The sequence below is a fragment of the Pseudomonas sp. LS.1a genome (genome assembly GCF_022533585.1).
Lineage (GTDB): Bacteria > Pseudomonadota > Gammaproteobacteria > Pseudomonadales > Pseudomonadaceae > Aquipseudomonas.
Genome location: NZ_CP092827.1, coordinates 4453996 through 4475804, shown reverse-complemented (window position 1 = coordinate 4475804; position 21809 = coordinate 4453996). Strand labels below are relative to the sequence as shown.

At 63.8% G+C, this 21809-nt stretch carries 20 protein-coding genes; 10 read left to right on the top strand and 10 right to left on the bottom strand.

Features of this window, described 5'->3' with window-relative positions; all coding sequences use genetic code 11:
• Positions 1-212: 212 nt before the first annotated feature.
• From MKK04_RS20660 to MKK04_RS20630, 7 genes are all read right to left on the bottom strand, one after another.
• Positions 213-1820 (bottom strand): NAD(P)/FAD-dependent oxidoreductase, encoded by a 1608-nt coding sequence (locus MKK04_RS20660; protein ID WP_015271531.1) that lies wholly within the window; start codon positions 1818-1820, stop codon positions 213-215.
• A 103-nt stretch (positions 1821-1923) separates the two neighbouring features.
• On the bottom strand, positions 1924-2598 hold the full coding sequence (locus tag MKK04_RS20655; protein WP_241105940.1) for a COG3650 family protein: 675 nt from the start codon (positions 2596-2598) through the stop codon (positions 1924-1926).
• 240 nt (positions 2599-2838) lie between these two features.
• Complete coding sequence (locus MKK04_RS20650) at positions 2839-3540, bottom strand: ABC transporter ATP-binding protein (protein ID WP_013973921.1); 702 nt, start codon at positions 3538-3540, stop codon at positions 2839-2841.
• On the bottom strand, positions 3541-4308 hold the full coding sequence (livG, locus tag MKK04_RS20645) for a high-affinity branched-chain amino acid ABC transporter ATP-binding protein LivG (protein ID WP_063913106.1): 768 nt from the start codon (positions 4306-4308) through the stop codon (positions 3541-3543).
• Complete coding sequence (locus MKK04_RS20640; RefSeq protein WP_063913105.1) at positions 4305-5561, bottom strand: high-affinity branched-chain amino acid ABC transporter permease LivM; 1257 nt, start codon at positions 5559-5561, stop codon at positions 4305-4307. Before MKK04_RS20640 ends, livG begins: the two co-directional genes overlap by 4 nt.
• Positions 5558-6481 carry a high-affinity branched-chain amino acid ABC transporter permease LivH gene (livH, locus tag MKK04_RS20635; protein ID WP_025340356.1) on the bottom strand — a complete coding sequence of 308 codons (924 nt, stop codon included), beginning with the start codon at positions 6479-6481 and terminating at the stop codon, positions 5558-5560. The genes MKK04_RS20640 and livH overlap by 4 nt, the downstream gene beginning before the upstream one ends.
• Positions 6482-6665: 184 nt before the next feature.
• The gene (locus MKK04_RS20630) at positions 6666-7781 is read right to left on the bottom strand and encodes a branched-chain amino acid ABC transporter substrate-binding protein (RefSeq protein WP_075046119.1); all 1116 of its coding nucleotides are present in this window, start codon (positions 7779-7781) and stop codon (positions 6666-6668) included.
• Between the two features lie 358 nt (positions 7782-8139).
• Between MKK04_RS20630 and MKK04_RS20625 the strand changes: the two genes are divergently transcribed.
• Together MKK04_RS20625 and MKK04_RS20620 are read left to right on the top strand one after the other, a co-directional pair.
• Positions 8140-8451, top strand: a complete 312-nt coding sequence (locus MKK04_RS20625) for a DUF2288 domain-containing protein (protein ID WP_207832877.1) — start codon at positions 8140-8142, stop codon at positions 8449-8451.
• 204 nt (positions 8452-8655) lie between these two features.
• A complete protein-coding gene (locus MKK04_RS20620; protein WP_207832876.1) occupies positions 8656-9543 on the top strand; it encodes an NAD(P)-dependent oxidoreductase in 888 nt (295 codons plus the stop codon).
• Here MKK04_RS20620 and MKK04_RS20615 read toward each other — a convergent pair.
• On the bottom strand, positions 9443-11707 hold the full coding sequence (locus MKK04_RS20615) for a putative bifunctional diguanylate cyclase/phosphodiesterase (protein WP_241106819.1): 2265 nt from the start codon (positions 11705-11707) through the stop codon (positions 9443-9445). The genes MKK04_RS20620 and MKK04_RS20615 overlap by 101 nt on opposite strands.
• Positions 11708-12026: 319 nt before the next feature.
• Positions 12027-14873, bottom strand: coding sequence for an RNA polymerase-associated protein RapA (gene rapA, locus MKK04_RS20610; RefSeq protein ID WP_241105939.1), 2847 nt, complete (start codon positions 14871-14873; stop codon positions 12027-12029).
• Between the two features lie 163 nt (positions 14874-15036).
• On the opposite strand from rapA, the gene MKK04_RS20605 reads away from it, so the two are divergent.
• From MKK04_RS20605 to MKK04_RS20580, 7 genes are all read left to right on the top strand, one after another.
• Positions 15037-15732 carry a M949_RS01915 family surface polysaccharide biosynthesis protein gene (locus MKK04_RS20605; RefSeq protein ID WP_207832872.1) on the top strand — a complete coding sequence of 232 codons (696 nt, stop codon included), beginning with the start codon at positions 15037-15039 and terminating at the stop codon, positions 15730-15732.
• A gap of 63 nt (positions 15733-15795) precedes the next feature.
• Positions 15796-16125 carry an aspartate-semialdehyde dehydrogenase gene (locus tag MKK04_RS20600; RefSeq protein ID WP_207832870.1) on the top strand — a complete coding sequence of 110 codons (330 nt, stop codon included), beginning with the start codon at positions 15796-15798 and terminating at the stop codon, positions 16123-16125.
• A gap of 67 nt (positions 16126-16192) precedes the next feature.
• The gene (locus tag MKK04_RS20595) at positions 16193-16354 is read left to right on the top strand and encodes a hypothetical protein (RefSeq protein ID WP_075046112.1); all 162 of its coding nucleotides are present in this window, start codon (positions 16193-16195) and stop codon (positions 16352-16354) included.
• Positions 16355-16489: 135 nt separating this feature from the next.
• A complete protein-coding gene (gene ccoM, locus MKK04_RS26550; RefSeq protein WP_003254862.1) occupies positions 16490-16606 on the top strand; it encodes a cytochrome c oxidase subunit CcoM in 117 nt (38 codons plus the stop codon).
• Between the two features lie 266 nt (positions 16607-16872).
• Entirely contained in the window at positions 16873-18861 is a 1989-nt protein-coding gene (locus tag MKK04_RS20590) for an FUSC family protein (RefSeq protein WP_207832868.1), read from the top strand.
• Complete coding sequence (locus MKK04_RS20585) at positions 18848-19054, top strand: DUF1656 domain-containing protein (protein ID WP_207832866.1); 207 nt, start codon at positions 18848-18850, stop codon at positions 19052-19054. The genes MKK04_RS20590 and MKK04_RS20585 overlap by 14 nt, the downstream gene beginning before the upstream one ends.
• Before the next feature lie 12 nt (positions 19055-19066).
• A complete protein-coding gene (locus MKK04_RS20580) occupies positions 19067-19924 on the top strand; it encodes an efflux RND transporter periplasmic adaptor subunit (RefSeq protein WP_241105938.1) in 858 nt (285 codons plus the stop codon).
• Between the two features lie 81 nt (positions 19925-20005).
• Here the strand turns inward: MKK04_RS20580 and MKK04_RS20575 are convergent, their stop codons facing one another.
• Positions 20006-20764 carry an SDR family NAD(P)-dependent oxidoreductase gene (locus tag MKK04_RS20575; protein WP_241105937.1) on the bottom strand — a complete coding sequence of 253 codons (759 nt, stop codon included), beginning with the start codon at positions 20762-20764 and terminating at the stop codon, positions 20006-20008.
• A gap of 111 nt (positions 20765-20875) precedes the next feature.
• Between MKK04_RS20575 and MKK04_RS20570 the strand changes: the two genes are divergently transcribed.
• Positions 20876-21784: a LysR family transcriptional regulator gene (locus tag MKK04_RS20570; RefSeq protein WP_207832860.1), complete on the top strand. Its 909-nt coding sequence runs from the start codon at positions 20876-20878 to the stop codon at positions 21782-21784.
• Positions 21785-21809 lie beyond the last annotated feature (25 nt).

The following is a 21809-nucleotide window of genomic DNA, read 5'->3' as shown; positions in this document are numbered from 1 at the left end:
TTTGTTATATGTTGTTGCCGGCTGGGCTGAGGCAAGCCTAGATGTAGTTGGGGAAGGCTGGGGGAGGGGAAGTCTGACGTTGGTTGTGGATTTTTCTGATGCCTGTCAGGGCCCTTTCGCGGGCACGCCCGCTCCCACAGGTACTGCACGGTTTTCAAAGGCTGTGCTGTACCTGTGGGAGCGGGCGTGCCCGCGAAAGGGTCGATGCAAAATTACAGGCCGAGCATATCCCGCGCCACCGCCTCGGCAATGCGAATCCCATCGACACCGGCGGACAGGATCCCGCCCGCATACCCGGCCCCTTCACCCGCCGGGAACAGACCCTTCAGGTTCAGGCTCTGGAAGTCCTCGCCGCGGGTAATGCGCAGCGGCGACGACGTACGGGTCTCGATCCCGGTCAACACCGCATCATGCAGGTTGTAGCCCTTGATCTGCCGGTCGAACGCCGGCAGCGCTTCGCGAATGGCCTCGATGGCGAAGTCCGGCAGGCTCGGCGCCAGGTCACCCAGGGTCACGCCCGGTTTGTAGGAGGGCTCGACACTGCCCAGCGCAGTCGACGGCCGGCCGGCGACGAAGTCACCCACCAGCTGCGCCGGGGCCTGGTAGTTGCTGCCGCCCATCACGTAGGCGTGGGCTTCCAGGCGTTCCTGCAGCTCGATGCCGGCCAGCGGGCCGCCCGGGTAATCGCGCTCGGGGTCGATACCCACGACGATGCCGGAGTTGGCGTTGCGCTCGTTACGCGAGTACTGGCTCATGCCATTGGTAACCACCCGGCCCGGCTCGCTGGTGGCGGCGACCACGGTGCCGCCCGGGCACATGCAGAAGCTGTACACCGAACGGCCGTTCTTGGCGTGGTACACCAGCTTGTAGTCGGCGGCACCGAGTTTCGGGTGGCCGGCGTACTTGCCCAGGCGCGCCTTGTCGATCAGTGTTTGCGGGTGCTCGATACGGAAGCCCACCGAGAACGGCTTGGCTTCCATGTACACGCCCTTGGCGTGCAGCATGCGGAAGGTGTCGCGGGCACTGTGGCCCAGGGCCAGAACCACATGGCGCGAGTGCAGCTGTTCGCCGCTCTCCAGCACCACGCCGGTCAGCTGGCCATCCTCGATCAGCAGGTCGGTGACCTTCTGCTGGAAGCGCACTTCGGCACCGAGGGCGATCATGTCCTGACGCATCTGCTCGACCATGCCGGTGAGGCGGAAGGTACCGATGTGCGGCTTGTTGATGTACAGGATCTCGTCCGGCGCACCGGCCTTGACGAATTCTTCCAGCACTTTGCGGCCGTGGTGCTGCGGGTCCTTGATCTGGCTGTACAGCTTGCCGTCGGAGAAGGTGCCGGCGCCGCCTTCGCCGAACTGCACGTTGGACTCGGGGTTGAGCACGCTCTTGCGCCACAGGCCCCAGGTGTCCTTGGTACGCTGGCGTACTTCCTTGCCGCGCTCGAGAATGATCGGCTTGAAGCCCATCTGTGCCAGCAACAGGCCGGCGAAGATGCCGCACGGGCCGAAGCCGACCACGATCGGGCGCTCCTGCAGATCGGCCGGGGCCTTGCCGACGAACTTGTAGGTTACGTCTGGTGCCGGGCCGATGTTGCGATCGTCGGCGAACTTGCTGAGCAGCTCGGCTTCGTTGCTGGCTTCCAGGTCGATGGTGTAGATGAACAGCAGTTCGCTGTTCTTCTTGCGCGCATCGTAGCTGCGCTTGAACAGGTTGAAGCTGAGCAGTTGCTCGTCGCGGATGCCCAGGCGCTGGACGATGGCTTCACGCAGGGCTTCGTCGGGATGGTCCAGGGGCAGCTTCAGTTCGGTGATTCGTAGCATGGCAGGGTCCAGTATCCCGGCCATGGGCGGCCGGCGGCTTTACACAAACCGCCAAGTATAAGCTGTTAGCCGCCTCGACTGGCAGGATAAAAGCGCCCGGCGATCAGTTGTCGCGCGCACCGCCGTAGTAACCGCAGCCCTGCAGGGTCTTGCCGTCGATGCGCAGTTCGGCGCGCAGGTGGTGGATGGCACCGGTGGCGGTGTCTACGCAGCGTTGTGGCGCAACCCACAGCTCCACGTGCTGGCCGTTGGCTTCGCTGGTCAGGGTCAGGCCGCCGCCGGGCACTTGTTCTTCCAGGAAGGGCAGGGGCAGGGGTTCCTGGCCGACGCGGTTGAGCACCATGCCTTTGCCGCTGGCCTTGATGTCCCAGTCTGGCTCGTGGCCGTTGGCACGCAGGGTCAGCTGCTTGAAGTTGGGGTCTTCGCAAGCGCGGGTGGAAGGTTCCAGGCGGTACAGGCGACGAACTTCCAGCTGGCCGTCGTTGTTGGCCTGCTTGCTGCCGGTGAGGCGGCCACGGACGTCGGCGAACAGCTTGTCGTTGGCGTCCTTGGCGAGGTTGGCGGCTTCCTGCAGGATGCCGGTAGCGGCGACGTCGTTGATCACGAAAGTGCGGTTTTCACTGCACGGCTTGAACAGCAGCTGGCCACCGGCAGCACGCAGCTCGCCCTGCATGCGCGTGGTGCCGATGTTCGGGGCGCTGGGGGCGTCAGCCATGAGCTGGCAGCCGGCGAACAGGGGCAGCAGGGCGGTGAGCAGCAGGGTGGGGGTGAGGCGCATGAGGCGGGCTCCGGGGGATCTTTGCCAAAGAGCTGGCCACGTTACTCAGGCTCGGCGGGGATCACAAGCCTTTGGTAAACCTGTGCCGGCCTCTTCGCGGGCTTGCCCGCTCCCACAAGTTCGGCACAGGCTTCGAATACTGTGCGATACCTGTGGGAGCGGGCAAGCCCGCGAAGAGGCCGATACAGGCGATACAAAATCCGGCAGGCAGAAAAAAGGGCCCGAAGGCCCTTTTCCCGATCAACCCCCCAGGTACGCGTCGCGTACCTTCGGGTCAGTCAGCAGTGCCTCACCGGTACCCTGCATCACCACCCGGCCGTTCTCCAGCACATAGGCCCGGTCTGCGATCTTCAGCGCCTGGTTGGCGTTCTGCTCCACCAGGAACACCGTCACGCCATCACGACGCAGCTGTTCGATGATGTCGAAGATCTGCTGGATGATGATCGGCGCCAGACCCAGCGAGGGCTCGTCGAGCAGCAGCAGTTTGGGCTTGCTCATCAACGCCCGGCCAATGGCGAGCATCTGCTGCTCGCCACCGGACATGGTGCCGCCACGCTGGATATAACGCTCCTTCAGGCGCGGGAACAGTTGCAGTACCTTGTCCAGCTGCTCCTGGTAATCGCCCTTGTCGGTAAAGAAGCCACCCATCGCCAGGTTTTCCTCGACGGTCAGGCGGGAGAACACACGGCGCCCTTCCGGCACCACCGCGATGCTCTTGCGCATGATGTGCGAAGACGGCTGGCCGACCAGTTCTTCACCCAGGTACTTGATGCTGCCGCTGTGCGCCTGCGGCGAGCCGCACAGGGTCATCAGCAAGGTCGACTTGCCGGCACCGTTGGCGCCGATCAGGGTAACGATCTCGCCCTGGTTGATCTCCACATTGACGCTGTGCAGCGCCTGGATCTTGCCGTAGAAGGTGGAAACGTTCTCGAACTTCAGCATTTACGCTTCCCCCAGGTAGGCTTTGATCACGTCAGGGTTGTCGCGGATCTCTTCCGGCGTACCGTGGGCCAGGGGGGTACCCTGGTTGATCACCACGATATGGTCGGAAATGCTCATCACCAGCTTCATGTCGTGCTCGATCAGCAGCACGGTGACGTTGTGCGACTCACGCAGGTAGGCAATCAGCGCCTTGAGGTCTTCGGTCTCCTTCGGGTTCAGGCCCGCTGCCGGTTCGTCGAGCATGATGATGCGCGGCTGGGTCATCATGCAGCGGGCGATTTCCAGGCGGCGCTGCTGGCCGTAGGCGAGGGTGCCGGCGGTACGGTTGGCGAACTCGGTCAGGTGGACCTTCTCCAGCCAGTACTGCGCGCGTTCCATGGCCTCCTTCTCGCTGCGGCGGAAGTTCGGGGTCTTGAACAGGCCGGCGAAGAAGTTGGTATTCAGGTGGCGGTGCTGGGCGATCAGCAGGTTTTCCAGTGCGGTCATTTCCTTGAACAGGCGCACGTTCTGGAAGGTCCGCACCACGCCCTTGCGGGCGATCTGGTGCCCGGCCAGGCCCTGGATCGGCTGGCCATCGAGCAGGATGGTGCCGCCGCTGGGCTTGTAGAAGCCGGTCAGGCAGTTGAACACGGTGGTCTTGCCGGCACCGTTCGGGCCGATCAATGCCACCACCTGTTTTTCCTTGACGGTCAGGCCCACGCCGTTGACCGCCAACAAGCCGCCGAAGCGCATGCTCAGGCCGCTGACTTGCAAAATTTCGCGGCTCATCGACGCAGCTCCATGTGTGGACGTTGCATAGGCAGCAGGCCTTGCGGACGCCAGATCATCATCAACACCATCAGCGCACCGAACATCAGCATCCGGTATTCGCTGAACTCACGCATCAGCTCGGGCAGCAGGATCATCACGATGGCCGCGAGGATCACGCCCAGTTGTGAGCCCATGCCGCCGAGCACGACGATGGCGAGGATGATCGCCGACTCGATGAAGGTGAACGACTCCGGCGTCACCAGCCCCTGGCGCGCAGCGAAGAAGCTGCCGGCGAAACCGGCGAAGCAGGCGCCCAGGGTGAATGCCGACAGCTTGATCACGGTCGGGTTCAGGCCCAGGGCGCGGCAGGCGATTTCGTCTTCGCGCAGGGCTTCCCAGGCGCGACCAATCGGCATGCGCAGCAGGCGGTTGATCACGAACAGCGCCAGCAGGGCCAGCAGCAGGGCCACCAGGTAGAGGAAGATGACCTTGTTGATCGAGTTGTATTCCAGCCCGAAGAACTCATGGAAGGTCTGCATGCCCTCGGCGGCACGGCGTTCGAAGGTCAGGCCGAAGAACTCCGGCTTGGGGATGTTGCTGATGCCGTTGGGGCCGCCGGTCCAGTCGGTGAGGTTGCGCAGGAACAGGCGGATGATCTCGCCGAAGCCAAGGGTCACGATCGCCAGGTAGTCACCGCGCAGGCGCAACACCGGGAAGCCGAGCAGGAAGCCGAAGGTAGCGGCCATCAGGCCGGCGATCGGCAGGCAAACCCAGAAGCTCCAGCCCAGGTAGTGCGAGAGCATGGCATAGCTGTAGGCGCCGACGGCATAGAAGCCGACGTAACCCAGGTCGAGCAGGCCCGCCAGGCCGACCACGATGTTCAGGCCCAGGCCCAGCAACACGTAGATCAGGATCAGCGTGGCAATGTCGACCGCACCGCGCGAGCCGAAGAACGGCCACACCAGTGCCGCGACGATCAGGCCCATGATCACGTAGCGCTGGGTCTTCGGCAGGGTCAGGTAGTTGCTGACGGCCGGCGGGATCAGCTTGCGATCCGAACGGCGGCCCATTACCGAACTCCACTGCTTGTCGAACAGCACGCGCAGGAACATCAGCACCGAGCACAGGGCAATGATGCTGAGGTTGAACGAACCCTGGCTGTGCACGGACAGGCTGATGCCGTCGATGCTCAGTTTCAGGCCCAGTACCGGGAAGGCCACGGCCCATACCAGCAAGGCGCTGAAGAACGCCTGTTTGAGATTTCTGTTCATACTTTTTCAACCTCCGGGCGGCCCAGGATGCCGGTCGGCCGGAATAGCAGGACAAGAACCAACAAGCCGAATGCCACTACGTCCTTGTACTGGTCGCCGAAGATGTCGGCACCGAACGCTTCGGCCACGCCGAGCACCAGCCCGCCGAGCATGGCGCCCGGGATGCTGCCGATGCCACCCAGCACCGCCGCGGTGAAGGCCTTCAGGCCCACCAGGAAACCGGCGTTGGGGTTGATCACCCCGTACTGCATGCTCAGCAGCACGGCCGCCACTGCCGCCAAAGCGGCACCGATGACGAAGGTGAGGGCGATGATGTTGTTGGTGTTGATGCCCAGCAGGTTGGCCATCTTGATGTCCTCGGCGCAGGCGCGGCAGGCGCGGCCCAGGCGGGAACGGGAGATGAACAGGGTGAGGCAGGTCATGGCTACCAGGGTGACCACGAACACCAGGATCTGCATGTAGCTGATCAGTACTTCTTCAGCACCGCCCGGCCCGAACGAGAAGCTGCCGGGGATCAGGTTGGGGATGGACTTGTCCTTGGAGTCTTGCGACAGCAAGACGGTGTTCTGCAGGAAGATCGACATGCCGATGGCGGAAATCAGCGGGATCAGGCGGTTGCTGTTGCGCAGGGGGCGGTAGGCAACCCGTTCGATGCTGTAGCCATAGGCACTGGTGACGAAGATCGTCGCGACGAAGGCGACGGTCATCAGGATCGGCAGCGAATGGATGCCCATCATGGCCAGGCCCGCCAGGGCGATGAAGGCCACGTAGGAACCGATCATGTACACCTCGCCGTGGGCGAAGTTGATCATGCCAATGATGCCGTACACCATCGTGTAGCCGATGGCGATCAAGGCATAGGTACTGCCGATGGTCAATCCATTAACCAGTTGTTGGAAGAAATGGTAGATCTCAGGCATTACAGCGCTCCTAAAAACCTGATTTGCATTTCGCTGGCGGGGGTAGGCCAGGAAACCGCGGGTGACGGTTTTAAGATTTTCAGGTGAGCCGGCCCCCGGATCGCGGGGATCAGGCCCATGAACCTCGTAAAACAAAGCCCACTGCTCGCACAGTGGGCTCCTAGGTCAGCTATTAGTCACGCAGTTACTGAGGGGAGACTTCGGTCTTCGGCTTGCCGAAGTGCCATTCGTAGACCACGAACTTGAAGTCTTTCAGGTCGCCTTTGGCGTCGTAGGACAGTTCGCCCGTCGGAGTCTTGAAGGTGCCGGCGTGGATGGCCTCGGCCACCTTCTCGGCGTCTTCGGACTTGGCTGCCTTGATGCCCTGGGCGATCAGCTCGACAGCCGAGTAGGCCGGGAACACGAACGGGCCGCTTGGGTCCTTGCCGTCAGCCTTGATGGCGTCGACGATCTTCTTGTTCGCAGGGTCGGCGTCGAACGACTTTGGCAGGGTTACCAGCAGGCCTTCGGAGGCGTTCTGGGCGATCTGCGAGATGGAGTCGTTGCCCACGCCTTCCGGGCCCATGAACTTGGCTTTCAGGCCTTTTTCCTGAGCCTGGCGCAGGATCAGACCCAGTTCTGGGTGGTAGCCGCCGTAGTAGACGAAGTCGACGTTGTTCTGCTTGAGCTTCTGGATGATCGAGGAGAAGTCCTTGTCACCGGCGTTCAGGCCTTCGAACACGGCAACCTTGGTGCCTTTGCCTTCCAGGGTCTGCTTGACCGCGGTGGCGATGCCTTCACCGTACTGCTGCTTGTCGTGCAGGACGGCGACCACCTTCGGCTTGACGTGGTCGGCGATGTAGTTGCCGGCGGCCGGGCCCTGGGCGCTGTCCAGGCCGATGGTACGGAAGATCAGCTTGTAGCCACGGGCGGTGATTTCCGGGGAGGTGGCAGCCGGGGTGATCATGATCACGCCTTCGTCTTCGTAGATGTCGGACGCAGGCTGGGTGGAGCTGGAGCACAGGTGGCCGATGACGAACTTGACGCCGTCGTTGACCACTTTGTTGGCGACTGCTACGGCCTGTTTAGGGTCGCAGGCGTCGTCGTATTCCTTGGCTTCGAGCATCTTGCCATCTACGCCGCCCGCGGCGTTGATATCCTTGATGGCTTGCTTGGCGCCGATGAACTGCATGTCGCCGTATTGGGTCACAGGGCCGGTCTTGGGGCCCGCGATCCCGATCTTGATGGTATCGGCGGCAAACGAATGGCTGGCTACCCCGGCCAGAACCATTGCGGCGAACAGCTTGGAAATCTTGATCATAGTGCTCCACTCATTCTGTTGTAATTCTTATAGTCCTGGCGGCCAGGGCTACAGACCGGGCGGGATTTGCGGCGTGGCCATGCCAACGCGCAAGCCCACCGTCCCCCGGAACATGTCCCGGAACTGTACCGGTGCAGTGTAGAGCGCTGTTCGAGCGCTTGAAAAGCGGTCGAAAAGTGCCTGCTTCCTGGGTTGTCGCTTGGTCGACACAAAAGTACAGAAAGGCGCCATCAAACTGCCTGCATCTGCGACTCCATCCCGCAACTTCGGGATGATTCGACCAAATTACATATTTGAAACCGGGTTTTTCTGCAAAAATGCCGGCCTTTTCATTGGCCGATTTTTGTGGATACCACCCATGAGTGATCAAACAAGCACCCTCTATGCCAAATTGCTTGGCGAGACGGCAATCATCGAGTGGAAAGCGCTGGAGCGTTTCTGGGCCAAGGGTGACCTGATTTGGGTCGACCCAACCCTCGACCTGATCGCCGTTGCCGAGGCGATGGCCGAGAATCGCAGCGAGATCTTCGCCAAGTGGCGTAGTGATGGCACCGTTGGGCCGGTGACTGCCGAGCAGGCCCAGGATCTGCAAAGCCGCGATCCAGAGATCTGGGCGGTGGTGGTTTCGCCGTTTATCGTGATCCAGGTGAAGCGCACCGCAGAGGCATGATCGTTTTTGGTGCGCGAAAATGCGCAACAGGCCCATTTTGGTGCTTGATGGCGCTCAAGGTGGGTAGAGGGAAGTAACAATTCGGCGTGGCGGTAACAGTTTACGGGATGCGTAATGCCCCACCGTCTTCCAGGCGACGCGAAACCCTGTGGGAGCGGCCTTGTGGTCTGCCTGGAAAATGTTCGAACCAGTCAGGAGTAATCGATGAGCACTGCACTACCTTCGCTTGGATTTGCCGGCATCGGCCTGATGGGCCTGCCCATGTGCCGGCGCCTGCTGGCAGCGGGCTACCCGCTGACCGTGTGGAACCGCAGCCCGGACAAGTGCGCTGCGCTGGTCGCCGCCGGCGCGCGACTGGCCAGCAGCCCTGCCGAACTGTGCCGCGACAGCGACATGCTGCTGCTGTGCCTGGCCGACACGGCCGTGGTGCGCGAGGTGGTGTTCGGTGAGCAAGGCATTGCCCAGGGCGGCCGCAGCGGCCAGTTGCTGATCGATTTTTCCAGTCTCGAACCCACCGCCACCCGTGAAATGGCTGCCGAGCTGGCGGCACTGTGCGGCATGGCCTGGCTGGATGCGCCAGTGTCCGGTGGCACACCCGGGGCCGAAGCCGGCACCCTGGCGATCATGGTCGGTGGCGAGGCGGCCGACCTGCAGCGCGCCCGCCCGGTGCTGCAGGTACTTGGCCAGCGTGTGACGCACATGGGGGCGGTAGGCGCGGGCCAGGTGACCAAGGCCTGCAACCAGATGATCGTGGCCTGCAATGCCTTGGTGATCGCCGAAGTGGTGGCCTTGGCTGAACAGTCCGGTGTCGATGCGACGCTGATCGCCGAAGCGCTGGCTGGCGGCTTTGCCGACTCCAGGCCGTTGCAGATCCTCGCGCCGCAAATGGCCGAGAGCCGCTTCGAACCGATCAAGTGGCACGTGCGCACGCTGCTCAAGGATCTCGATGGCGCGGTCAAGTTGTCCCGCGAGCAAGGCTCGGCGACGCCGCTCAGTGGCCTCGCTGCGCAATTGATGCGCCTGCACGCAAGCCAGGGGTACCTGCAAAAAGATCCGGCGACCCTGGTTGAACTGTACCGCAGCAAGGGTTGAACACACCGCTCTGGTGCTGCAGCCGCTCCAGCAGCGGCCGCAGTTCGGCCAGCGGCTCCGGGCGGCCCAGCAGGTAGCCTTGCAGGTAGTCGCAGCCGTGAGCTTCGAGGAATGCCAGCTGTTTGGTAGTCTCCACGCCCTCGCTGATCACCTGTAAATGCAGGGTATGCGCCATGACGATGATCGCCTGGACGATCTCGCGGTCCTTCTGGCTACCCGGTACATCCTGCAGGAAGCTGCGGTCGATCTTCAGCACGTTGAGCGGCAGGCGCTTGAGGTAGGCCAGTGACGAGTAGCCGGTGCCGAAGTCATCGATTGACAGTGCCACGCCCAGAGCGCGCACGCGCTTGAGCAGGTTGACCGTGCGCTGGATGTCACCCATCAGGGCGTTCTCGGTAACCTCCAGTTCGAGCTGCCAGGGCGCGAGCCCGGCGTGGAACAGTGCCTTCTCCACTTCATTGGGCAGTTCGTCGTGGCTGAGGGTGACGGCCGAGCAATTGACCGTGACCTTGAGGCTGCCATAGCCGTGCCGCTGCAGGTAGGCCAGGTCGGCGCAGGCGTGGCGCAGCACCCACAGGTCGAGGTCGATGATCAGGCCATTGGCTTCGGCGATCGCGACAAAACGCTCGGGCCCGAGCAGGCCGTGTTGCGGGTGTTGCCAGCGCACCAGGGCTTCCAGTTTGGCCACTTGCCTGCTGCGCAGGTCGAAGATTGGCTGGTAGTGCACACACAGCCCATGCTCCTCGAGCAGGGCCAGGCGCAGTTCTTCTTCCAGTTGCAAGGCAATCGAGGCCCGGGTCTTCAGGCTGTCGTTGAAGAAGTTCAGGCTGTTGCGTCCGCTGCCCTTGGACTGGTACAGGGCGAGGTCGGCATGCTTTAGCAGCTCTTCGGCGGTGGTGCCGTCGTCGGGGAAGACGCTGATGCCGATGCTGGTGGTCATGACCATGCGTCGGCCACCCAGGTCGATGGGCTCTTTCATCCTTTGCATGATGCGCTGGGCCAGGTGGCGGGCTTCGTCGCGGCTGTTGAGGCTGGTGACCACGCAGAACTCGTCGCCACCAAAGCGCGCGACCAGGTCGTGGTTGCGGGTGGCGGCCTTGATGTGGCTGGCGATCACTTTGAGCAGTTCGTCACCGGCGTCGTGGCCGAGGCTGTCGTTGATGCGTTTGAAATGGTCGATGTCGAGAAACATTACCGCCAGGCGGCTCTCTGTGGCCTGGTGTTCGGCCAGGCGTTCGGCGAACACCTGGTTGAAACCGCGGCGGTTGACCAGGTTGGTCAGGGCATCGTAGTGCGCGGCCTGCTGCAGCGACGCGCGGGCCTGGTCCAGCTGGCTGAGCAGCACGCTGACCCGGCGCAGGTCGTGCTCCTTGCTTTGCAGCTTCTTGTCGGCCAGCGCGCTACTGATGCTGGCACCACTGATCAGCAGGGTGATGAAGCCGATGCCCAGCCCCAGTTGCAGGCTGTTGTCGCCAGAGGGCAGGCGCAGGGCGGTGTCGGCCGGGATGACCAGGGTCATGGCGGACATCGCGGTGAAGTGGGTGGCGACGATGCCGCCGGCCATCAGCAGGCTGGCGCCGTATTTCATGGCTTGGTGAAGGGTACCGCTGCCATGACGGAAGTAGCGGGCCAGGCAAAGCGCCGCCAGGCTGGTGAGCATGGCAATGGCGGCAGAGGCCAGCAGCAGGCCGGTCTGGTAGTACTGGCGGGCGCCGGTTTCCAGGGCGGCCATGCCGACGTAGTGCATCAGAATGATCCCCAGGCCGATCAGCACTGCACTTGGCAGGTAATGGTGTGCGCGCATATGCCTGCGGTCGAGGCTATGCATGGCCAGCCAGGCGACGGCCAGGGCGATGAGCAGCGAAAGGATGGTCAGGGACGCGTCGTAGTGCACTTCCACTGGTGCCTGGAAGGCCAGCATGCTGATGAAGTGCATGGCCCAGATACCACCGGCCAGGCAGCAGGCACCGAGCATGTTCCATTGTCGGTGGGCGGTGGGGTCTTCGCTGTGGGATTGGCGCTCGGCCATGTCCAGTGTGGCGAAGCAGGCCGCACAGGCGACGAAGTAGGCGAGCAGAACCAGGAACGGGTCATGTCGGCAATCGATGACGATGCGCCCGGTTGCCGGCAGGTCGGCGAACAGTTGCAGCCCCAGCCATTCCATGGAATGCCTCATGATCGAGTTTTCACTCGTCTGCGCTACAACCCTGTGCAGACTGTCCAGAGGCAGTATAGGAAGAGGTGTTTAAGCCTTCCTGACTAATAGCACATTGATTTCTACGATTTGGTTATGAACCTGATCGCAGCCTGGAATATGTACGTGGGTTCTGAAAATTGGCCCCCTGTGGGAGCGGCCTTGTGTCGCGAAAGGGCCGCAACGCGGCCCCGGCAATTTCAATTATTGCGCTTCAATTCTGGGGCCGCGTTGCGGCCCTTTCGCGACACAAGGCCGCTCCCACAAAGGCGGCGGTTTCTGAACTGTATTAGCCAGCCACCAGCACGCGAATGGCTTCCAGGCGCAGTGCGGCCTTGTCCAGCATCGCCAGGCCCTCTTCGCGCTGCTTGCGCAACGCTTCGATCTCGCTGTCGCGCACGCTCGGGTTGACCGCTTGCAGCGCGACCAGACGGGCCAGTTCTTCGTCGGCTTCCGCTGTCAGGCGGCGCTGGGCTTCGGCCACGCGCTCGACGTGGGCCGGCATGACCTTGGCCTCGCCACTGCCAATGCGCTGGGCCAGCACGTCACGCTGGGCCTGGACGAACTTGTTGGCGCTGGCGCGCGGCACGCTTTCCAGCTGGTCGTTGAGGGTTTCGAAGGCCACGCGGGACGCCAGGTCGTTGCCGTTGGCATCGAGCAGGCAGCGCAGTGCCGCCGGTGGCAGGTAACGGCCCAGCTGCAGGCTACGCGGTGCCACCACCTCGCTGACGAACAGCAGTTCAAGCAGCACGGTGCCGGGTTTGAGCGCCTTGTTCTTGATCAGCGCCACGGCGGTGTTGCCCATCGAGCCGGACAGCACCAGGTCCATGCCGCCTTGCACCATCGGGTGTTCCCAGGTGAGGAACTGCATGTCCTCGCGCGACAGCGCCTGGCCACGGTCGTAGGTGATGGTCACGCCTTCGTCGTCGCCCAGCGGGAAGCTGGCGTCGAGCATCTTCTCGCTTGGTTTGAGGATCAGGGCGTTCTCGGAATGGTCTTCGCTGTCGATGCCGAAGGCGTCGAACAGGGTTTCCATGTAGATCGGCAGGGCGAACTGGTCGTCCTGTTCGAGAATGTCCTCGACCAACGCCTGGCCTTCGCCGGCACCGCCGGAGTTGAGCTCCAGCAGGCGGTCACGGCCAGTATGCAGTTCGGCTTCCAGGCGTTCGCGCTCGCTGCGGGCGTCGGCCACCAGGGCTTCCCAGGCCTTGCTTTCGCCACCTTCGAGCAGCGGCAGCAGGCGCGGGCCGAACTGGTGCTGCAGGGCGTTGCCGGTAGGGCAGGTATTGAGGAAGGCGTTGAGGCCTTCGTGGTACCACTGGAACAGGCGTTCTTGCGGGCTGTCCTGCAGGTACGGGATATGCAGCTGGATGGTGTGCTTCTGGCCGATACGGTCGAGGCGGCCGATGCGCTGTTCGAGCAGGTCCGGGTGCGCCGGCAGGTCGAACATCACCAGATGGTGGGCAAACTGGAAGTTGCGGCCTTCGCTGCCGATCTCGGAACAGATCAGCACCTGCGCACCGAACTCTTCGTCGGCGAAGTAGGCGGCGGCGCGGTCGCGCTCAAGGATGCTCATGCCTTCATGGAATACCGAGGCCGGGATGCCGGAGCGCACGCGCAGGGCATCTTCCAGGTCCATCGCGGTTTCGGCATGGGCGCAGATCACCAGCACCTTGGTGCGCTTGAGCATCTTCAGGGTGTCGATCAGCCAGTCGACGCGCGGGTCGAAACGCCACCAGCGCTCGTCCTCGGCCACCTCGCCCTGGGCCTGGAAGGCAACTTCCGGGTACAACTCGGCATGTTCGCCTGCTGGCAGGTCGCGGTACTGCTCGGGCATGGCCAGTGGGTAAGGGTGCAGCTGGCGCTCAGGGAAGCCCTGGATCGCCGCGCGGGTGTTACGGAACAGCACGCGGCCGGTGCCGTGGCGGTCGAGCAGTTCACGGATCAGGCGCGCGCTGGCCTGGGTATCGCCGTCGTTGACCGCGGCCAGCAGGGCTTCGCCTTCGGCACCCAGGAAGCCCTGGATGGTGGCGTGGGCCTTGGGCGACAGGCGGCCTTCGTCGAGCAGTTCCTGTACGGCTTCGGCCACCGGGCGATAGTGTTCGCTTTCGGCGCGGAAGGCGGCAAGGTCGTGGAAACGGTTGGGGTCGAGCAGGCGCAGGCGGGCGAAGTGGCTGTCCTGGCCGAGCTGTTCGGGGGTGGCCGTGAGCAGCAGCACGCCCGGGATCACCTGGGCCAGCTGTTCGACCAGGCCGTATTCGGCGCTGACCTGGTCTTCGTGCCAGACCAGGTGGTGGGCTTCGTCCACCGCCATCAGGTCCCAGCCGGCGGCGAACAGCGCGTCCTGGGCCTTTTCGTCGTCGACCAGCCACTCCAGGGCCACCAGCGCCAGCTGGGCATCCTCGAACGGGTTGCTGGCGTCGCTTTCGATGAAGCGTTCGGCGTCGAACAGGGCCACCTGCAGGTTGAAGCGGCGGCGCATTTCCACCAGCCACTGGTGCTGGAGGTTTTCCGGCACCAGGATCAGTACGCGGCTGGCGCGGCCAGACAGCAGTTGGCGGTGGATCACCAGGCCGGCCTCGATGGTTTTACCCAGGCCCACTTCGTCGGCCAGCAAAACGCGCGGCGCGCTGCGGTCGGCGACTTCGCGGGCGATGTGCAGTTGGTGGGCGATGGGTTGGGCACGGCAGCCGCCCAGGCCCCACAGCGCCGACTGCATCTGCTTGCTGTTGTGCTGCAGGGTGTTGTAGCGCAGGCTGAACCACGACAGCGGGTCGATCTGCCCGGCGAACAGGCGGTCGCTGGCCAGGCGGAACTGGATGAAGTTCGACAGCTGGGTTTCTGGCAGGGTGCGCGGCTGGTTTTGCCCGTCCAGGCCGTGGTAGACCATCAGCCCGTCGATGTCCTCGACCTCGCGCACGGTCAGCTTCCAGCCTTCGAAGTGGGTGATCTGGTCACCTGGCGAGAAGCGCACGCGGGTCAGCGGCGCATTGCGCAGGGAATACTGGCGGGTGTCGCCAGTGGCCGGGTAGAGCACGGTCAACAGGCGGCCATCCTGCGCCAGGATGGTACCCAGGCCGAGCTCGGCTTCGCTGTCGCTGATCCAGCGTTGCCCCGGTTGATACTGCTGCGCCATACTGCCTGAACTCCCGCGATGAAAAAGCCGATTATGTTAACGGATCGGCCGGTCAGACCAAAGTGCCGAGCGCATCGAAAGGTGCCGAAGTGCGAAAGCTAGTGCAACAGTCTAGCCGCTTCATCGCCCCCCACCGTGCTGCCGACGAGGGCCCCGGATCAACATGTCTGCCAAGCACCGCTGGATCAGCACTTCGATGGCCGTGGGCAGCCTGTTGCTGCTGGCCGCCTGCGAGCAGAAAAACTTCGAGACCTTGCCCGCCATCCCGATGGAGCAGCTTGAGGTACTGGGCGTGCAGACGCCGATCAAGAGCGTGCACTTTCGTGACCGCGATGGTGAAGGCTTGCTGGTATTGAGCCGCAGCGATGGCCAGGCCAGCGACCCGGAAAGCGAGCAGGAAGTGGACAAGGTGGTACTCAAGGCCACGCTGTACGGGCGCACCGCCGAAAGCGACGCGTTCAAGGCGCGCTGGCAGATCGAGCAGGAAACCACCTGCCCGGGCCTGGACCTGGATGTGGACTTCTATAACGACGTCAGCGATGTCGGCGACCTGAACAAGGATGGCGTCGCCGAGGTGACGGTTGCCAGCCACGCCTTCTGCGGCGGCGGTATCGACCCGCACGACATCGTCATCGAGATGCGCGAAGGGCAGGCCAGCTACAGCATCACCGGCCAGTCGCTGATTACCCCGGCAGGTGAAGAGCCGATCGGTGGTGAGCGCGAGGACAGTGCCTCGCTCAAAGGCGCGCCGCAGGTGCTGCGCGAGCACATGGACGCGGTCTGGCAGCAGGTGTACAAGCGGCCCTGGAGCGAAGCCAGCCCGCCAAGCGACGACGACCCTGACGAAGAAGCCGAATAAGTGTCGTGCGTACCATCAAGGTAAACCCGCGCCTGCCGATACAGGGGGCATAGGAGAACGTCCATGCTGCCGCCGATCATTCCGCTCAGTGCCGCCCCGGTGACTTCGCAACAGGACCCGGTCAAACCGACCCCCGACATCAAGCCGGTGGTGCCGACGCAGCCTGCATCCGGTGAAAGTGCCATCGACCTCAAGCACCAGCGTGACCCGCAGGAGCAGACGTTGCTGCTGCGCGATGAGCAGCGCCGCCAGCAGCAACGCCGGCAGAAGGGCGACGACGAACGCTACACGGCGATGCCGGGTGACGAGGTCAACGCCGACAACACCGTGCCGGTGGCACCGTTGATGGGCGAGCATGTCCGCCAGGGGCTGCTGGTAGACATCGAAGTCTGACGCGGGGCTGGTCAGAGCCTGCGCCTGGCTTCATCATGCAAGTCTCAGTTGATCGTCGAGCCCACCCATGAGCCAAGACAACCTCATCGATTTCGATGCTGAACGCGCCAAGCGCGTCCATGACCTCAAGGAAAAGCGCCTGAACGAAATGCGCAATGCGTTCGAGCAGGCCCTGCCGTTGAACACCGCCAAGAAAAAGAAGCCCAAGGGCAAGCCGAAGAAGCGCTGAAATTTGACGCAGGTCAACCCTGCACCCGCCTCGCGTGCCCGGCCCCGGGCACCATTGACACCGATCAATTTTTCCCGCCCCCACATTGGTTAACTTGCACCCATCGGACAACGGCAAACGAATGGGGAGGCCAGCATGTTCTTCGACAACGTGGTTATCGCCGGAGTGGTAACGGTCGGGTTGATGGTCGCCTTCTTTGCCGGTCTGGGCATTTTCATCTGGAAGGACTCGAACAAGCGCAAGCCGCGCTGACCTTCCGGGTACACGAGCACGCAAGGCATTTAGGGCGACTTCGGTCGCCCATTTTTTTTGCCTGCAATTCTTGTGTTGCCTGTAGCGACCCCACAGGGTTCGGATTTTGCGCGATCGCTTGCAGGAGCGGGGGGGCCCGCGAAGAGGTCCGCACAGGAGGACCTGTCGATCATAAAGATGATTAGCTAGCTAATTAATCGTCTCTGCTTTATCCTTCCCATCATTGTCTATCTTTTCTACAAGAACATCCCCGCAAGGTCCGCCTCGTGCCCATCACCCTCCAGGCCCTGTTCGCCCCCAGCAGCCTCGCCCTCAAGTTCGCCATCAAGACCCTGCTCGGTGGTGGCCTGGCGCTGTGGCTGGCGATGCGCTGGGGCCTGGAGCAACCGTCCTGGGCACTGATGACCGCTTTCATCGTCGCCCAGCCACTGTCGGGCATGGTGGTGCAGAAGGGCTTGGCGCGGCTGGCCGGCACCCTGGTCGGTACGTTTGCGTCGGTACTGTTCATCGGCCTGTTCGCCCAGACCCCATGGCTGTTCCTGCTTACCTTGGCCCTGTGGCTGGCCCTGTGTACCGCCGCCTCCACCCAGCTGCGCAGCGCCTGGGCCTATGCCTTCGTGCTGGCTGGCTACACCGCGGCGATCATCGCCCTGCCGGCTATCAACCACCCTTTGCAGGTGTTCGACCAGGCTGTGGCGCGCTGTACCGAGATCTGCCTGGGTATCTTCTGTGCCACCGCCAGCAGTGCCTTGCTCTGGCCCATGCGGGTAGAGCAGCAACTGGGTGGACAGGCCCGCCAGGCCTGGCAGAACGGCCTGCAGGCCGCCAGTGCCATGTTGGGCGGCGAAGACGAGGCGCGCAAAGGCTTGCTGGAGAGCCTGGGGCGTATCGTTGCCATCGACAGCCAGCGCGAACACGCCTGGTTCGAAGGCACCCGCGGGCGCCAGCGTGCCCGCGCCATTCGTGGCCTGAGCCAGAAACTGATGGTGCTGCTGCGCATCTCCCGCTCGGTGCGCCGGCAATGGCGGCAACTTGATGAGCGCGAAGCCGAACGCCTGGCGCCCTGGCTGGAGGAGGTGCGGGCCCTGCTGGGCAAGCCCGACCAGCCCAGCCTGTTGCTGTTGCGCCAGCGCATCTGGGATGCCGCCCACGATGAACAGATCAGCCCGGCGGAGCACTTCTGCCTGGCGCGCATGGCACTGCTGCTGGATTACGCCATGGCCGCCAGCCAGGCGCTGGAGGATGTGGAAGCGGGCAGGGCGCCCAAGGATGTGTCCCAGGGCCTGGCCGCGCACCGCGACTGGTCGCTGGCCTTGCTGTTCGGCTCACGCAGTGCGCTGGCCTTTCTGGTAATGAGCGGCTTCTGGCTGGCCACCGCCTGGCCTTCGGCACCGGGGGGCCTGGTGCTGACCTGCGTGGTCTGCAGCCTGTTCGCCAGCCGCGAGAACGGTGCGCAGATCGGCCTGAGCTTTTTGCGCGGGATCTGCCTGGCGATACCCGCGGCGTTTCTGGTCGGGCAGATACTGCTGCCGCAATGGAGCAGCTTTGCCATGCTCTGCCTGGGCATGGGCGTGCCGCTGTTTTTTGGGGCACTGGGCATGGCTCACCCACGGACCGGGGCCACGGCCACCTCCTATTGCCTGCACTTCATCGTGCTGGTGTCGCCGCTCAACGCCATGCAGTTCGGCGTGGCCAGCATGCTCAACAGTGCCTTGGCCATGCTGGTGGGAGTGTCGGCGGCGGTGATGGCCTTCCGTTTGTTGGTGTTTCGCCACCCGGCCTGGCTGGGCCGGCGCCTGCGCGCGGCGACCCAGAGCGACCTGGTGCGCCTGACCCGGCGCGACCTGCGCGGGGCCGACAGCTGGTTTGGCGGGCGCATGGCCGACCGCCTGATGCAACTGGCGCGGCATGCCGGCGAGCTACCCGAGAGCGAGCGCCAGCGCTGGGACGATGGCCTGCACGGCCTGGATATCGGCGATGAACTGGTGCACCTGCGCATGTGCCTGGCGGTTGCCCAGGCCCCGTTGGGGCGGGCCGAGCGCGAGTACCTGCAGCAGGTAGAGGCAGTGCTGGCCAAGGGGCCGGCGCCCGGGCGTGGTCAGCGCCTGGATGCTGCCAGCGAACAGTTCATTGGCGCCTTGCGCCGGCTACCCTCAAGCGATCCGCTGCGGTTGGCCGAAGGGGCGGTGCTGCAATTGCAGAAAAGCTGGGGCAAGTGGTGCCGCTGGCAGGAGGAAGCCCATGGGGTTGCGTGAGTGGGAAGTGGGCGGCGTGCTGTTCAGTCCCTTTCTGGTTTATGTGTTGCTGGCGCTGGTGCTCACCGGGTTGCTGCGTCTGCTGGTGCAGGCCACGCCGTTGGGGCGCTGGATCTGGCATGAGGCGCTGTTCGACGCGGCGCTGTTCGTTTGTGTGTTGTTCCTGGTGGTGCGACTGTTGGGAACCTTATAAAGGAGTGTTTCGATGCGTGCGGCCGTACGTACCCTGATCACCTTGTGTGTGGTGGCCCTTGCCGTGTTCGCCGGCTATCAGCTGTGGCAGTACTACATGCTCACCCCCTGGACCCGCGATGCCCGTGTGCGCGCCGATGTGGTGGTGATCGCCCCCGATGTGTCTGGCTGGGTGCGCGAGCTGAAGGCCCGTGACAACCAGCAGGTCAAGGCCGGCGACCTGCTGATGAGCATCGATCGCGAGCGTTTCCAGGCGGCCTTCGACCAGGCCAGCGCCGTGACCGAGACCCGCACCCAGCAACTGCACCTGCGCGAGCGTGAAGCGGCCCGGCGTACCGCCCTGGGGCCGGAGGCGATCAGTGCCGAATTGCGGGAAAATGCACAGATCAATGCGGCCATAGCCCGCGGTGAGCTGCACGAGGCCCAGGCGCAGTTGCAGGTTGCCAGGATCAACCTGGCGCGCAGTGAAGTGCGGGCACCGCGCAGCGGGCATATCACCAACCTGCGCCTGGCCGAGGGCAACTATGTGAACACCGGGGAGTCGGTGATGGCCTTGGTGGACGATTCAACCTTCTATATCCAGGCCTATTTCGAGGAAACCAAGCTGCCGCGCATTCGCGTGGGGGATGCGGTGAAAGTCTGGCTGATGGGCGCGGGCGAGCCGATGCAAGGGCATGTTGAGAGCATCAGCCGCGGTATCACCGACCGCAACAGCAACCCGGACAGCCAGTTGCTGCCGGAGGTTGAGCCAACCTTCAACTGGGTGCGCCTGGCGCAGCGCATACCGGTGAGGATTCGCCTGGACCAGGTGCCGGAGGGGGTGACCCTGAGTGCGGGGATGACCGCCAGTGTGCAGGTGCATGAGCAATGAGGCAGGGGGCCACTCCGTGGCCCGATCGCCGGCAAGCCAGGCTCATGCGATGGGCCGCAAAGCGGCCCCAGATTCTCGATTTCAGAGGAACATCCCGCCCGAAACCTCCAGCCGTTGCCCGTTGATCCAGCCATTGCCATCTTCCAGCAACAGCGCAATCGCTGCCCCGATATCATCCGGCAAGCCCACGCGCCCCAGCGCCGTGTTGCCGGCAATGTATTCATTCACCTGGCGGTTGTCCCGCACCACGCCGCCGCCAAAGTCCGTCTCGATCGCCCCCGGCGCCAGAATGTTCACGCGAATACCACGCGCCCCCAGTTCCTTGGCCTGGTAGCGGGTCAGCACCTCCATCGCCCCCTTCATCGCGGCATAGGCGGCATACCCCGGCAGCGCAAAGCGCGCCAGGCCAGTGGAAATGTTGACGATGCGGCCATTGTCGACCAGCAGCGGCAGCAGGCGCTGGGTGAGGAAGAACGGTCCTTTCAGCTGGATGTTCAGCAACTGGTCGAACTGCGCTTCGCTGGTTTCGGTGTATGGCACGTTCAAGCCGATCCCGGCATTGTTCACCAGAAAGTCGAAACGCTCGCGACCGAAGTGTTGCTGCAAGGTTGCCCCCAGGCGTTCGGCGAAGCCGGCAAAGCTGGTGCTGTCGCTGACGTCCAGTTGCAGCATGGCGGCCTTGACCCCCGCCTGCTCCAGCCGCGCGGCCACGGCCTGGGCTTCCTCGGCCTTGCTGTGGTAAGTGCCGATGACATCGATGCCGCGTGCGGCCAGGTGTTCGGCAGTGTTGCGGCCCAGGCCGCGGCTGGCGCCAGTGATCAGGGCAATCTTGCGGGTCATGGTGAAAACCTCATGGTGGGCTGATGAGCACAGGTTATTGGTCGGTGTTGTGCTGATAAATCCAGAAAATATGGAAATACTGTTCGGTAAAACCGGATAGACGAGGTTCAAGTGAACAAGCTGGAGTTGTTGCGCACCTTTGTGCGGGTGAGCGAGGTCAGCAGTTTCACCCTGGCTGCCGAGAGCCTGGGGCTGCCCCGTTCGACCGTGTCGGAGCAGGTCAGGGCGCTGGAGCGTTTGCTGGGTACACAGCTGTTCAACCGCACCACCCGCCGGGTGCAGGCAACCCAGGATGGCGCCTTGCTGTACGAGCGCAGCAAGGACCTGCTGTCGGGCATGGACGAGATCGAGAGCCTGTTCTGCGCCGACGATGCCGAGCTGGCCGGGCGCCTGCGGGTCGACTTGCCGACCATGATGGCCCGCCGGGTCATCATCCCGGCGCTGCCGCAGTTTCTGCAGCGCTTCCCGCGCCTGGAGGTGGAGCTCAGTTGCACCGACCGCCAGGTCGACCTGCTGCGTGAAGGCTTCGATTGTGTGATGCGCATTGGTGCCCTGCATGACCTGGACGTGGTGGCGCGCCCGGTCGGGCAACTGAGCATGCGCAACTGTGCCAGCCCTGGCTACCTGGCCCGCCATGGCGTGCCGCGCACGCTGCAGGACCTGGCCGAGCACCACCTGGTGCATTACGTGCGCACCCTGGGGGGGCGCAGTGCCGGTTTCGAATACCTGCAGGGCGGTGAACTGCGCTTCCAGGCCATGGCCGGTGTGGTCACGGTCAACAATGCCGAGGCCTACTCGGCAGCCTGCCTGGCCGGGCTGGGGCTGATCCAGGTGCCGGCGGTGGGCGTGGCCGAGCACCTGCAGCGCGGCGAGCTGGTTTCGGTACTGGAAGGCTGGCAGGCCCCGGCCATGCCCGTGTCACTGCTGTATGCCCGGCAACGGCACGTGCCACGCCGGGTGCAGGCCTTCATGCAGTGGCTGGGCGAGGTGCTGCATTCGCAGGTTGACGGTGGCCGCTGATCGATGAAAAGCGTGGCACCTGTGC